This is a genomic window from Streptomyces sp. NPDC093801, assembly GCF_040701585.1.
GTDB lineage: Bacteria > Actinomycetota > Actinomycetes > Streptomycetales > Streptomycetaceae > Streptomyces.
Genome location: NZ_JBFBDP010000003.1, coordinates 115,666 through 129,475 on the forward strand (window position 1 = coordinate 115,666; position 13,810 = coordinate 129,475).

8 protein-coding genes and 1 tRNA gene are annotated in these 13,810 nt (G+C 73.8%); 3 read left to right on the forward strand and 6 right to left on the reverse strand.

From position 1 onward, the window contains the following. Window positions 1-169: 169 nt before the first annotated feature. The 3 genes from AB0469_RS04030 (at window position 170) to AB0469_RS04040 (ending at window position 4,727) form a co-directional block, all read left to right on the forward strand. A complete protein-coding gene (locus AB0469_RS04030; protein ID WP_366449737.1) occupies window positions 170-853 on the forward strand; it encodes a hypothetical protein in 684 nt (227 codons plus the stop codon). A gap of 138 nt (window positions 854-991) precedes the next feature. Beyond that, entirely contained in the window at window positions 992-2,908 is a 1,917-nt protein-coding gene (locus AB0469_RS04035; RefSeq protein ID WP_366449738.1) for a peptidoglycan DD-metalloendopeptidase family protein, read from the forward strand. Window positions 2,909-2,993: 85 nt separating this feature from the next. Beyond that, complete coding sequence (locus AB0469_RS04040; RefSeq protein WP_366449739.1) at window positions 2,994-4,727, forward strand: TraM recognition domain-containing protein; 1,734 nt, start codon at window positions 2,994-2,996, stop codon at window positions 4,725-4,727. A gap of 60 nt (window positions 4,728-4,787) precedes the next feature. Here AB0469_RS04040 and AB0469_RS04045 read toward each other — a convergent pair whose 3' ends face one another. The 6 genes from AB0469_RS04045 to tmk form a co-directional block, all read right to left on the reverse strand. Beyond that, window positions 4,788-6,053, reverse strand: a complete 1,266-nt coding sequence (locus tag AB0469_RS04045; protein ID WP_366449740.1) for a hypothetical protein — start codon at window positions 6,051-6,053, stop codon at window positions 4,788-4,790. An 81-nt stretch (window positions 6,054-6,134) separates the two neighbouring features. Further along, a complete protein-coding gene (locus AB0469_RS04050; protein ID WP_366449741.1) occupies window positions 6,135-6,650 on the reverse strand; it encodes a SigE family RNA polymerase sigma factor in 516 nt (171 codons plus the stop codon). A 569-nt stretch (window positions 6,651-7,219) separates the two neighbouring features. Beyond that, window positions 7,220-7,296 (reverse strand) — tRNA-Thr (locus AB0469_RS04055). 106 nt (window positions 7,297-7,402) lie between these two features. After that, the gene (locus AB0469_RS04060) at window positions 7,403-8,938 is read right to left on the reverse strand and encodes an alpha/beta hydrolase (RefSeq protein WP_366449742.1); all 1,536 of its coding nucleotides are present in this window, start codon (window positions 8,936-8,938) and stop codon (window positions 7,403-7,405) included. A gap of 143 nt (window positions 8,939-9,081) precedes the next feature. Beyond that, the gene (locus AB0469_RS04065; protein ID WP_366449743.1) at window positions 9,082-10,293 is read right to left on the reverse strand and encodes a DNA polymerase III subunit delta'; all 1,212 of its coding nucleotides are present in this window, start codon (window positions 10,291-10,293) and stop codon (window positions 9,082-9,084) included. A 109-nt stretch (window positions 10,294-10,402) separates the two neighbouring features. Further along, window positions 10,403-13,678, reverse strand: a complete 3,276-nt coding sequence (gene tmk / locus AB0469_RS04070; protein WP_366449744.1) for a dTMP kinase — start codon at window positions 13,676-13,678, stop codon at window positions 10,403-10,405. Between the last annotated feature and the right edge of the window lie 132 nt (window positions 13,679-13,810).

Genomic DNA, 13,810 nt, shown 5'->3' on the forward strand with positions numbered 1-13,810 from the left:
CGCGTTCCTCACCGTTTCCCCACACAGCCCAACCACCCACTGACCGCGCCGCTTTCCTCGCTCCGCCCCCGCGGTTTCCTCGACTTTCCCCACGGGGAAATCGCGCGCTCCCCCGGCCGTCCCGCCACCTACGGTGGCTCGGCGACCTGACTGAGGGAGGCCCGGGACGGTGGAATCACCTGCCGAGAACAAGCGAAGTGCCGTACTGGCCCTGGCACTGCTCGGTGCCCTGCTGGTCGGCAGCCTGGTCGTCCTCACCGTCTTCGACGGCGAGGACGACCCCAAGGCCTCGACCGCACCCACGCCGACGGCCACGCGAGGCGCGGCAAAGGGCACAGGAGCAGGCACAGGTGCTGCAGGCGCCCCCGCGCCGCAGTCAGGCGCCGCCGACGCGGTGCCCTCCATCGTCAAGCCGGACGACCTGGCCGCGGCCCACCGCGTGATGGCCGAGTACATGTCGGGCCTGAACACCTACACGCACACCGACACGGCCGCCTCCTGGGCGCCCCCGCTGCTGGACCGCACGGCGCGCAACGAGGAGATGAAGAAGCTGACGGTGCTGCCGTCGGGCAAGGCGTGGGCGACGTGCCAGCAGGCCAAGTGCTCCTCCGCAGGGAAGGCGGTCGTGCGCCGTGACGCGCTGATCGCCGACGAACTCACGCGGGGCAGCGGCCAGACGATCTCGAGCGTGGTGGAAGTGACCGCGACCCGCTCGAACGGGGGCAGCAAGAACGAAACGGAGACGAACACCTGGCTCGTGAACGCACGCAAGACCGGCAACGAGTGGCAGGTGTCCGGCTTCGACATCTACGGGCTGGGCAACGTGGGCGCGCCCGAGCCGAAGGGGGAGTGAACGCCCGTGGTGGCTCCTGCCGTACTGGCAGCCGCTTCGAAGGCAGCCAAAGTGGCGAAGGCCGCCAAGGGCGCGGCACAACTCGCCTCGGGACAGGGGGGCGGAGGCGGGGGGAAGAAGAAAAACAACCTCAAGTGGGTGTTGCTCATCGCCGCCGCCGGCGGGATGCCGATGTTCGGCATCGGGCTCGTCCTCATCATCCTCCTCATCTCCCTCGTGGGCGGCCTGGGCAGTGGCGCCGCCCAGGCCGCCTGCGGCAACTACGGCGAGACCGCGGGAGCCGGCAACACCGGCGACAAGGCGGCCACGAACCCGATCATGCCCGCCGGCAAGATGTACATGCCGAGCGACACCGCCCGCGACGAGATACCCCCGAAGATGATCCTCGCCTCGATGCGCGCGGCCGCCCGCTACGACGGCCTCGACTGGACGATCATCGCCGGGCAGATGTACCAGGAGACGAGGTACGGCCAGGACAAGTCCGCTGCCCCCGGCGGCGACAACGGCCTCGGATACAAGGGCCTGCTGCAGTTCGGTGACTGGGCCTGGGGCCAATACGGCGAGGACGGCAACGGCGACGGCCAGAAGGACCGCTACGGCATCGACGACCTGGCCTTCGCGGCGGCCAACTACATGCACGCCCTGAAGGTGGAGACCAACGCCTGGGACGCGCTGCTCGGCTACTCCGGCTCGACCAAGACCAACACCGTCTACCCCCGCGTGGTCCTCACCCAGGCAGCCCGCTACCGCGGCACCCTCACCGGCGACAAGGACCTGATCAACCGCTGGTACGCGCACCTGAAGACCACCGTCGAGAAGAATCCTTCCTTCCCGGTCCTGGGCCAGAGCTCGGACATCCCCGAGCCCGTCGGCAACGACGCCCAGCCGAGCGAGGCGCTGAGCATCCGCTCCAAGGGCCCCCACAGCTGGTCCACCCCGCCCCTCGACGGCGGAGGCGGACAGGGCGGTACGACCACGGCCATGGCGCCGATGGGGTTCTCCCGCCCGCTCACAGCCCCGTTCCGCCCGGACGACCCGCCCGCGACGACCGGCGGCAAGGACTGGCAGTGGCCGCTGAAGCAGGGCACCTACACGATCGGCACCAAGTACCACCAGGAAGGCCCGCACTGGAGCCTCGGCTACCACACCGGCCTCGACCTGGTGGCCTCCACCGGAACCCCGATCTACGCCCCGGCAGACGGCAAGGTCGTGAAGGTCGGCAGCGGCGGCGCGTACGGCAACGAGACCCGCATCGAGCACGCGGGCGGCGTCATCACCCTCTACGCCCACCAGAGCAGCGTCGCCGTGAAGATGGGCGACACCGTCAAGCGCGGTGACCAGATCGGCCTGGTCGGCGCCACGGGCAACGTGACCGGCCCGCACCTCCACTGGGAGGTGCTGATGCCGGGCGTCGACGACCCCTTCCGCAGCGGCCAGGACAACGGACCCGGCGAGATCGACCCCGAGGCCTGGCTGGCCGGCAAGATCACGGCCAGCCCCGACTACGGCGGCGTGCCCGGCGGCAACGGAAACGGCAAGGGCAAGGACGCCGACTACCGCTCCTGCGCCAAGAACGGCAAGGGCACCCCCGTCCCGCCGGACGGCGCCGGCTCGACCGGACCCCTGCCGGACGTCGACGACCAGGTGGTCCGCGCGGCGCTCGGCTGGGCCCAGCGCGGCATCGGCAAGCCCTACGTCTGGGGGGCCACGCGCCTCCAAGGCGACAACCCCACGTCCTTCGACTGCTCCAGCTTCACGCAGTGGATGTACTACCAGGCCAGCGGCGGCAAGATCAACATCGGCTCCACCACCTACGACCAGCAGCCCAACCTCTCGAAGTACAAGGTGGACCTGAGCCAGTCCAAGCCGGGCGACGTGATCTTCTTCCACCCCAGCGCGGCGGGTTCGGAGCACGTCGGCATCGTCTGGGACCCGGCCAAGCACACGATCCTGCACGCCCCGAGGCCGGGCAAGAACGTCGAGTTCAGCAACTGGGAGTGGCAGGGGCAGATCACGGGCGTCTACCGGGTGCCGACGGGCGGCAACTTCCCCTAACCCAGCGGTGCTTACGGCGCGCGACCCACCGGAACAACGCAATGCCGACGTCCATCCCGGGCCCGGCGGAAGGAACGCCCTGACCATGGCCCAAGAACCACAGAAGAAGCCACGCGCCGAAGACGACTGGACGACGGAGATCGTCCTCCTCGTGGTCGGCGTCCTGGCCCTCCTGTCCGCCGCCTGGCTCGCGGCCCGCCTCGGCGCGTCGTTCACCGACCAGCCGGAACCCCCGGGCAACCCCTTCTCCTTCGCCATCGCCCTGGCCAAGGGCGACTACGCCTGGCCCGGCGGCGCGGCCAGCGCGATCGCCGCCGCCGAGGCGCTGCTGCTCGCCGGCCTGATCACCGCCGGGTACCGGATACGCCAGCGGATGCGCAACAAGCCCGAGGTAGACCGCGCGGCCAAGCACATGGTGGACGGCGCGGACCTCGGCAAGCTCACCATGAAGGGCGCGGCCGCCACCGCGGAGCGCCTCGGCGTGAAGGCCGGCGTTCCCGGCGTGTTCATCGGCCGGTCGGTCAAGGGCCGCCAGCCGCTGTTCGGCTCCTTCGAGGACATGCACGTCGACATCTGGGGCCCCCGTACCGGCAAGACGACCCGGCGCGCCATCCCGGCGATCCTCGACGGCCCCGGGGCGGTCCTCGTCACCTCCAACAAGCGGGACATCGTCGACGCCACCCGCGGACCCCGCCAGGCCCACGGGCAGGTGTGGGTCTTCGATCCGCAGCAGGTCGCCCAGGAGGCGCCGGCCTGGTGGTGGAACCCGCTGTCCTACGTCACGGACGTGGCCAAGGCCCGCAAGCTCGCCGACCACTTCGCCTCGGGCTCCCGCGACCCCGACTCCTCCGGCGACGCGTACTTCGACCCGGCGGGCCAGGACCTCCTCGCCAACCTGCTGTTCGCGGCCGCGACCGGCAAGATGCCCATCACCCAGATCTACACCTGGCTGACCAACCCGAAGGACGACACCCCCGAGCGCATCCTGCGCGGCGCCGGGCACCACATGCCCGCCGACGCCCTCAACGGTGTGATCACGGCCCCGGACAAGCAGCGCGGCGGTATCTATGGCGTCGCCCTGCAGATGGCGTCCTGCCTGATCAACCCCGAGGTCAACAAGTGGGTGTCCCCGCTCGGCCCGACCGACGGGCGGCCCGAGTTCGACCCGCACGAGTTCGTCCGCACCCGCTCGACCCTCTACTCGCTCTCCCGCGAGGGCACCGACTCCGCGGGCCCGCTGGTGACCGCCCTGACGGTGGCCGTCGTCGAGGCGGCCGAGGAGTACGCCACCAGCCAGCGCGGCGGCCGCCTCTCGCTGCCGATGGTCGGCGTCCTGGACGAGGCGGCGAACGTCTGCCGCTGGCGCGCCCTGCCCGACCTCTACTCGCACTACGGCTCGCGCGGCATCATCCTGATGACGATCCTCCAGTCCTGGGCCCAGGGCGTCGAGGTGTGGGGCGACCGCGGCATGGAGAAGCTCTGGTCCGCCGCGAACGTCCGCGTCTACGGCGGCGGCGTCTCCGACACCCGCTTCCTCGGCGACCTCTCGGAGCTGGCGGGCGAGTACGAGCTCCGCGAGTACTCCGCGACGCAGGAGTCGGAGCGCGGCCGCTGGTCCGGCAACCGCACCGTGAACCAGTCGGTCCGCCGCGAGCGCGTCCTCCAGGTCTCCGACCTGGGCTCGATGCCCCCGGGCCGGGCCCTGGTCCTGGCCTCGGGCACCAAGCCCGTCCTGGTGGAGACGATCCCCTGGTGGGAGGGCCAGCACGCCGGCGAGGTGAAGGCCTCCCTGTCGAAGTACGACCCGGGCGCCCACTGAGCACCCCACCCGTACGGGAAACCCCAGGTCACGAGCATCGCGACCTGGGGTTTCCCCGTATTACCCGGCGTACTCCGCCCACTTGCCGCTCGTCGCCATCTCCTTCAGCTGCGCCATCGTCAGCGCCGGCTCCTTCCGGGAGGCGTCGCTCTCCTGGTTCTTGGAGTTGAAGGCCGAGACGATCACGCGGGTGCCGTCCGTCCGCAGCGTGTCCACGTTCCACCAGACCACGTTCTTGCCGCCCTTCTCCCCGGGCGTCTGGCGGGCCACCACCTTCGTGCCGTCCGGCATCACCGTGGCGCCCGCGAACAGGCTGTCCACGGGACCGGCCTTCCCGACCGACTGGACCTCGACGCTGACCATCGACTTGCCCTTGCCGTCGTCGAGCACGGCGTAGGCGCTGCGGCCCTCATCCCCCTTGGCGACGACCGGGATGCCGTACCCGGCCAGCAGGCCGTCCAGGACCGGCCCGACCGGGGCGCCGGGACGCGGGGCCGAGCGCGGCGACTCCGGGTGGGCCGGCGGCAGGTCCTCCAGCGCCGGGCGCCACAGCGGTGAGAGCGCCAGGGCCTTCAACTGGGCCGGGTCCAGCGGAGGATTGGGCCGCGAGACGGGCTCGTCCTTCTCCGCGGCCGCGTTCCACTCCTGTACGTCCACCAGGTAGCCCTGCGGGGTCACCAGCGTGGCCCGCCACGCCTTCGTGAGGACGTGCCGGTCGGGGTACTCGTAGCCCTGGTAGACCATGATCTTCGAACCGTCCGCCAGCGTCTCGGACGTGCAGCCGTCGTAGTCGAACTTGTTCTTGTCGGGGCAGGTGATCAGCTCGGCGTTGCTGGCGCCCTTCGGGTCCACGCGGTTGAGACCGACCCCGATGGCCGCATTGCCCTTGCCGTCGTCGTACACGCCGGAGGCCCCCGTCATCCCCGCGGGTCCGGCACCCGTTCCGTGCCCCTTGGCCTCGGTCAGCCGCCCGCCGGGCAGCAGCTGCGTGAGCCAGGCGACCATCTGCTCGTCGGAGACGGCACCGGTGCCGGACCCCGGAACCCCCTTCGCCGGCGGGGGGCTCGACAGGGCCGGCGGGGCCGCGACGTCGGCCGTCCCCGAGCCGCCCGAGCCGCCGGAGCCGCTCAGCAGGCCGCCCGCGAAGGCGCCGACGGTACCGATCAGTGCCAGCCCCACCGCCGATCCGCCGATCACGGCGGCCCGGCGGCGGAACACCAGCCTCCGTCCGCGCCGCTCACCCCCGGCAACGAGGGCCTGCCGGTCAGGCGTGAAACCGTCCCCCGCCTGCCGCAGGGCTTCACCGAGCTCATCTTCAAAGGACATGCGAACCCAGACCTTCCACTCAGGAGCGAGGAGGAACGAGGAATGACAACGAAAGAAGGCGCCGCGGACGGCCCACAGGGCTCAGCGGGCGACCAGCTCGGACAGCGAGCCGCCCAGTTGCTGCCGCAGCCGCGTCAGCGCCCGCGTGCTCCGGGTCCGGACCGCCGCCGAGCTGACGTTCATCGCCTCGGCGGTCTCCTCGATGCTGCGGTCCTCCCAGTACCGCAGCACCAGCACCGCCCGGTCCTTCGGCGCCAGCTGCCCCAGCGCCTGCAGCAGGGTCACCCGCAGCTCCGGGTCGGCGGCGCCGGCCTCCGGGACACCCGACTCGGGGAACTCCCCGACCGGGCGCTCCCCCGCCGAGCGGCGCCGCTGGTGCGTCAGGAAGGACCGTACGAGCACGGTCTGCGCGTAGGCGGCCGGATTGTCGATGCGGGAGATCCTCCCCCAGAGCAGGTACATCCGCCCCAGGGTCTCCTGCACCAGGTCCTCCGCGAGGTGCACGTCACCGCTCGCCAGCAGGCAGGCCGACCGGTACAACGGCCCCGACCGGCCCGCCGCGAACTCCCGGAACCCGTCCCTGCGCCCCTGCCGCATCCACTCCCCCTCGCGCCCGTCTCACTCCTTCGACGCGACGGCGGTCCGAAAATGTTTCAGCCGAGTTCGAGGAAGGGGACGCGCGGGTCCGCTTCACCACAGGCGCGGTGGCCGTCTGCCTGCTGGTACCGGGGATCGCCCCGTACTGACGACCGCAATCCGGCCGTACGCAGCGGGGCCGGCGGCAGGTGGACGTTCGAAGCGGGCGGCAACTGGCGTCCCGTACGCCGCCTGACCCACTGGGCGTGGCACCTCAAGGCGGACGAGGCGTCCGAGAACCCCGGTCTCCTGGTCCGCTCGGCCGACGAGTGGCCCGAGTTCCCCGAGGCAGCCGAAAGCGTGCTCGGGCCTGCGGCCTGGAACGGCGCCTGGGACGCACCGGACTTCCCGGAACCGCCGGAACCGGCGTTCTGGGAGAACCGTGAATACCGCCTCGAGACCCGCACGCGCCGTCTACGCCGGGGTCGGGGAAGCGTCGGGCCTCACGGGTTCCTTCGTGAGCCTTCAGGGGCGTTCACGGTCAAAAAGCAAAAGCCCCAGGTCACGGCGAGTGAGTCCTGGGGCTTCGCTGGAGCCGCCTTCGGGATTCGAACCCGAGACCTACGCATTACGAGTGCGTTGCTCTGGCCAACTGAGCTAAGGCGGCACCGCTGGGAAGACGAGAAAAATTCCCCGGAGGGAGCCTCTCATCAGCAGCGTCGCCAAGTCTACAGGGTTCAACCGGATGCCCCGAACCAGGGTCGCCGCCGGGGTCAGCAGCGCTTGCCGGCGGGTGGGGCCTGGCCTTCCAGGAGGTAGCGGTTGATCGCGGTGTCGATGCAGTCGCTGCCCCGGCCGTACGCCGTGTGGCCGTCGCCGTCGTACGTGAGGAGGGTGCCCGAGTCCAGCTGCTCCGCCAGGGCCCGGGCCCACTTGTACGGGGTCGCCGGGTCGCGGGTGGTACCGACCACCACGATGGGGGCCGCTCCCCTGGCCTCCAGGCGCTTGGCCGCACCGGTGGCCTTGACCGGCCAGTACGTGCAGTTCAGCGAGGCCCACGCCAGTCCCGCGCCGAAGACCGGCGAGGCCTTCTCGAAGGAGGGCAGAGCGGCGTCCACCGCCTCCGGGCCGCTGAAGGCCGGGGGCTGGTCGAGGCAGTTCACGGCGGCGTTGGCGAACATGAGGTTGGCGTACTTCCCGTCCGCCTCGCGCTCGTAGTAGCTGTCGGCGAGGGACAGCAGGCCGGCGCCGTCCCCGTTCATCGCGTCCGTGAGGGCCTGGCGCAGCTGCGGCCAGGCGCTCTCGTCGTACAGCGCGGCGATCACGCCCGTCGTCGCGAGGGCCTCGCCCAGCGGGCGGGCCGGGTCGCCGGAGGGGACCGGCTGGGCGTCCAGCTTGCGGAAGAAATCCTTCAGCCGCTGGCCCTGCGCCTCCGGGCCGCCCTGCCCCAGCGGGCAGTCGGCCTGCTGGGCGCAGTCCTTCGCGAAGGAGCGGAAGGCCGTGTCGAAGCCCGCCGTCTGGTCGCGGTTGAGGTCGAGCGCCGGCCGCGAGGGGTCCATCGCCCCGTCCAGGACCAGTCGGCCCACCCGGCCGGGGAAGAGGTCCGCGTACGTCGCGCCGAGGAAGGTGCCGTAGGAGGCGCCGACGTAGTTCAGCTTCCCGTCGCCCAGGACCGCCCGGAGGATGTCCATGTCGCGGGCGGCGTCCACGGTGGAGACGTGCGGCAGGACCCGCGCGGAGCGCTGCTCGCAGCCCGCCGCGAACTCCTTGAACGCCGCCACGAGCCGGGCCCGTTCCTCCTGGTCGTCCGGCGTCTGGTCCACCTGGGTGAACCGGTCCATCGCCGGGCCGCTCAGGCACTCCACGGGGCTGCTGCGGGCCACCCCGCGCGGGTCGAAGGAGACCATGTCGTAGCGGGCGCGGACGGGCGCCGGGTAGCCGATGCCGGCGTACGCCTGGAGGTAGCCGATGCCGGAACCGCCGGGACCGCCCGGGTTGACCACCAGGGAGCCGAGCTTCTTGCCCGGCCCGGTCGCCGTCCTGCGGGCCACCGCGATGTCCACGTCCTGGCCGGAGCCCGGGTTCGCGTAGTCCAGCGGCGCCTTCATCGTGGAGCACTGGAACCCCTGGACACCGCAGTCGCGCCAGGTCAGCTTCTGCTCGTAGTACGGGCGCAGCCCGGCGGGGACCGAGGACGGCTCGGCCGAGGCCGAGGCCACGTCCGGGCTGCCGGAGGTGCAGCCGGAGAGCAGCAGCCCGGCGGCTGCGATCACGATCCCGGTGGTGCGCAGCAGTCGCCTGGTGTCCATGCGGCGAGCGTACGTCCTGCCGGGGCGCCTGTCCGTCGGCCGCCGCCCGGGCGGCGGACCGCCGGCCGGGGACCGGCCCCGGGTGCGGCGACCGTACCGTCCGCCCGGCGCCGGGCCCGGGATCGCTCGTACGGGTGAACCGGTCAGCCGGCGCGCAGCGCCATCGTCATGGCCTCCACCGCCAGGAGCGGGGCCACGTTCCGGTCGAGGGCCCCGCGGCAGGCGATGATCGCCTCGATGCGCCGCAGCGTCCGCTCGGGGCCCGAGGCGCGGGCGATCCGGTCGAGGTCGGGGCGTATGTCCTCGTTGGCGATGGCCAGGGCCGAGCCCAGCTGGAGGGCCAGGACGTCCCGGTAGAAGCCGGTCAGGTCGGTGAGGGCGAGGTCGAGGCTGTCGCGCTGGGTGCGGGTGCGGCGGCGCTTCTGGCGGTCCTCGAGCTCCTTCATCACCCCCGCGGTACCGCGCGGCAGCCGGCCTCCGGCGCCCGCTCCGGCGCCGAGGGCCGCCCTCAGCTCCTCGGTCTCCTTCGCGTCGACCTCCTCGGCGACCTGCTTGGCGTCCTCCGCGGCGGCGTCGACGAGCTCCTGCGCGGCCTTGAGGCAGCCGCCCACGTCATCGACCCGCAGGGGGAGCTTCAGCACGGCGGCGCGGCGGGAGCGGGCGGCCTCGTCGGTGGCGAGCCGGCGGGCCCGGTCGATGTGTCCCTGGGTCGCGCGGGCGGCGGCCGCGGCGGCGGCCGGCTCGACGCCGTCGCGGCGCACCAGCACCTCGGCCACCGCCGCCACGGACGGGGTGGTCAGGGTGAGGTGCCGGCAGCGGGAGCGGATGGTGGGCAGCACGTCCTCCAGGGAGGGCGCGCACAGCAGCCACACGGTGCGCGGGGCGGGCTCCTCCACGGCCTTGAGCAGGACGTTGCCCGCGCCCTCGGTGAGCCGGTCGGCGTCCTCCAGGACGATGACCTGCCAGCGGCCCACGGCCGGCGAGAGCTGGGCCCGGCGGACCAGGTCGCGGGTCTCCTTCACGCCGATCGACAGGAGGTCGGTGCGGACGACCTCCACGTCGGCGTGGGTACCGGCCAGGGTGGTGTGGCAGCCGTCGCAGAACCCGCAGCCCGGTTCGCCGCCGAGGGCGCGGTCCGGGCTGACGCACTGCAGGGCCGCCGCGAAGGCGCGGGCGGCGGTGGCCCGCCCGGACCCGGGCGGGCCGGTGAACAGCCAGGCGTGGGTCATCTTGGAGCCGGGAGGCAGCGGCTCGCCCTCGGCCGCGGCCGTGACCAGGGCGTCGGCGTCGCGGGCGGCGGCGGCCAGCTGCGCGTGCACGCGCTCCTGTCCCACCAGGTCGTCCCACACGGGCATCCCGCCCACCGCCTTTCACCGTCCGCGGATGCCGCGCACCCGTCTGCTCACATTGTGGCGCGCGCCGCCGACAATCCGTCCCCGGCACGGGGAGCGCCCGCCCGCCGGGTCAGCGGCGCCGGCGCCGGCCGCCGCGGCCGCCCGCGTCGCCGCGGTCGTCCCCGCCGTCCGGGCGCGGGCCCAGCAGCTCGTCCGCCAGGGTCGGCTGGTCGTCCTCCGCCGGGGCCGCCCCGGCGCGGTCGGACGTGCCGCCGCGCGGCCGGCCGCCCTCGTCGAAGACGGGGAGCTCGCGGGTCACGTCGTTCGCCGAGTCCCGGAAGATCTCCGGCGGGACGCGGTCGGCCGGGGGCTCCTGCGTGTGCGGGGCCGTCGGCCGCTCCGCCGGGCGGGTCCGGCCGCCCGGGCCGGCGGGGGCCTGGCCGTCGGGCCGTACGGCGGGCAGGACCGCCGTCTCGTCCGCCGCGCGCGCCGCGGCCGGGTCGATCTTGGGCACCGGGACCGTCTGGGTCACGTCGTCGGGCTGCACGAACCGGCGCACCACCGGCGTCTCGACGGTGACGGCATCGTCCGCCGGCAGCGGGTCCTTGCTCATCACGACCTTGGGCGCGGGAGCCTCGGGGGCCTTCGGCGCGGCGGCGGCAGCGGCGGCAGCCGAGGCCTCCGCGAGCTTGCGCGCCTCCTCGGCCCGCAGCAGGGCCTCCTCGGCCCGCCGCTGCTTCTCCAGCCGGCGCTCCTCCGCCTCGGCCCTGAGCCGGGCCTCCTCCGCCTCCTGGAGCCGGATCCGCTCCCGCTCGGCGGCCAGGGCCCGCTCCTCGGCCTCCGCGCGCAGCCGCTCGGCCTCGGCCCGGGCCCGGGCCTCCTCCTCGGCCCTGAGCCGGGCCTCCTCGGCCTTGCGCCGGGCTTCCGCAGCCTTGCGGGCGGCCTCCGCCTCGGCGAGACGGCGTGCTTCGGCGGCCTCCGCCTCGGCGAGACGGCGTGCTTCGGCGGCCTCCGCCTCGGCGAGACGGCGTGCTTCGGCGGCCTCCGCCTCGGCCTTGCGCCGGGCCTCCGCGGCCTCTTCCTCGGCCCTGATCCGGGCCTCCTCGGCCTCGCGGGCCAGGCGGGCCTCCTCCTCGGCCTTCAGCCGGGCCTCCTCCGCCTTGCGGGCGGCCTCCTCCTCGGCCTTGCGCCGGGCCTCCTCCTGGGCGAGGCGGCGGGCCTCCAGCTGTGCGGCGACCTCCGCCTCCGACAGCGGCAGCATCCGGTCCAGGCGGTGGCGCACGACGGTCGTCACGGAGCCGGGCTCCTGGCCGGCGTCGACCACCAGGTAGCGCCCGGGGTCGGCGGCGGCGAGCGTCAGGAAGCCGGCCCGCACCCGCTGGTGGAACTCGGTCGGCTCGGACTCGAGCCGGTCGGGCGCCTCGGTGAACCGCTCCCGGGCGGTCTCCGGGGACACGTCCAGCAGCACGGTCAGGTTCGGGACCAGGCCGTCGGTGGCCCAGCGCGAGATCCGGGCGATCTCGGTCGGGGACAGGTCGCGCCCGGCGCCCTGGTAGGCCACCGAGGAGTCGATGTAGCGGTCGGAGATGACCACCGCGCCCCGCTCCAGGGCTGGCCGCACGACCGTGTCGACGTGCTCCGCGCGGTCGGCGGCGTACAGCAGTGCCTCGGCGCGGTTCGACAGCCCGGCGGAGGAGACGTCGAGCAGGATCGAGCGCAGCCGCTTGCCGACCGGGGTGGCGCCCGGCTCCCGGGTCACGACGACCTCGTGGCCCTTGCTCCGTATCCAGTCGGCCAGTGCCTCGACCTGGGTGGACTTGCCGGCGCCGTCGCCGCCCTCCAGGGCGATGAAGAACCCGGTCGCGGAGGGCGCCTGTACGGGCTCCCCGCCGCGCAGCGCGTCGCGCAGGTCGCGGCGCAGCGGTACGCCGCCGCGGTCGTCGGCCTGGGTGAGGACCACGACGGCGGCGGGCAGCAGCAGGGCGCCGACCAGCATGAGGGTGTAGGCGGCGCCGCCGTGCGTGAGGACGATCCGGCCGGCGTCCAGCCGGTGCGGGCCGATCGCGCCGGCCAGCAGGGGGGCGGCCACCGCCCCGACGGCCACGGCCACCCGGACCACGGCCTGGAGGTGCTCGGTGACCCGGGCCCGGCGGAACTCCTCGGTCTCCTGGTCGAGCAGCGTGTGGCCGGTGTTGGCGGCGACGCCGGCGGCGGTGCCCGCGAGCAGCGCCAGGAACAGCACGGTCGCCGTGTCCCGGACCAGGCCGCTCAGCAGCAGCGCCAGCCCGGCGACCGCCATGGCCAGGGCCAGCAGCCGGCGCCGGGACAGGCCGGGCAGCACCCTGCCGGCCTGGGAGGCGCGGATGCCGACGCCGGTGCCGCCGACGAGGGCGAGCACCATCAGGGCGTACGAGGACGGGCCGCCGCCCAGGTCGAAGGCGTGCAGTACGGAGACGGAGGCCGCGCAGGCCACGGCTCCGGAGACGGCGGCGCAGGCCAGTACGAGGAGCGGGATCGCGCCGGTGCGGCCCTTCTCGGTCCGGTCGCCCGCCCGGGGGGGCCGCAGCCCCTCCAGCGGGGAGCGCGGCCGCGAGGTCTTCACGGCGGGCAGCGCCAGCGGCAGCAGCAGCGAGACGGACGCGGCGAACAGGCCGGCGGCGACGTACGACCCCAGCGCCGACTGGTTCACGGCGAACCAGTCCACGCCCAGGCCCAGCGCCCGGCCGACCAGGGTCGCGGCGAGCAGGGCGGCGGCCGCGGCGGGCATCGCCGCGAAGGCGGTGCGCAGGCTGAGGCGGCGCAGGGCGTCGAGGTGGTCCGGGAGCGGGCGGACGGTCGCCCCCTCCGGCGGCGGCGCGGGCAGCAGCGCGGGCGCGGCGTTCTCCTTGGCCACGGTCCACACGCGCTCGGCGGCGCCGGAGACGAAGACGGTGGCCAGCAGGGCGATCGTGGCGTGCGCCGGGATCCAGTCCAGCCAGAGCGGGGCGACGACGAACAGCACGATCCGCAGCCCGTCGGCGCCGACCATCGTCCAGCGGCGGTCCAGCTTCCCGTCGGGGGCGGTGAACCGGGCCAGCGGTCCGAGCAGGACCGCGCCGAACAGGACGGTGGCGAGGACGCGCACCGCGAAGACGGCGGCGACGGCGAAGGCCGCACCCCGGTAGCCGGTGCCGAAGAGGCCGCCGGTGGTGGTCGTGACGGTCGCCTGGAGCGTCAGCAGGACGAGGACCAGCAGGGCGAGGGCGTCGCCGATGCCGCTCACCAGCTGGGCGCTCCACAGCCGGCGCAGCCCGGGCGTGCGCAGCAGGGCGCGCACCGCTCGCTCGCGGGAGTCCGCGGCTAGGGCTTCGTCGTAGGCGGGGTTCTCGGAGGCGGTCACGACCGGTGGCTGCTCGGCTCGCGTCATCCGCCCAGCCTATCCGCTGTGATGGGCCGTCGCCGTGGCCTGTGGACGCCGCCGCATGTGACCCCGGACCCACCTTCCGGGGGCGGCTGCGCGGAGCCGGTCCCGTCCTCCTCCCCGGCGGTGGCCGGGGAG

Coding starts and splice junctions, on each gene's coding strand:
- AB0469_RS04045 (WP_366449740.1), bottom strand. CDS start 6,053: ATGTCCTTTGAAGATGAGCTCGGTGAAGCCCTGCGGCAGGCGGGGGAC.
- AB0469_RS04040 (WP_366449739.1), top strand. CDS start 2,994: ATGGCCCAAGAACCACAGAAGAAGCCACGCGCCGAAGACGACTGGACG.
- AB0469_RS04065 (WP_366449743.1), bottom strand. CDS start 10,293: ATGCCCGTGTGGGACGACCTGGTGGGACAGGAGCGCGTGCACGCGCAG.
- AB0469_RS04050 (WP_366449741.1), bottom strand. CDS start 6,650: ATGCGGCAGGGGCGCAGGGACGGGTTCCGGGAGTTCGCGGCGGGCCGG.
- tmk (WP_366449744.1), bottom strand. CDS start 13,678: ATGACGCGAGCCGAGCAGCCACCGGTCGTGACCGCCTCCGAGAACCCC.
- AB0469_RS04060 (WP_366449742.1), bottom strand. CDS start 8,938: ATGGACACCAGGCGACTGCTGCGCACCACCGGGATCGTGATCGCAGCC.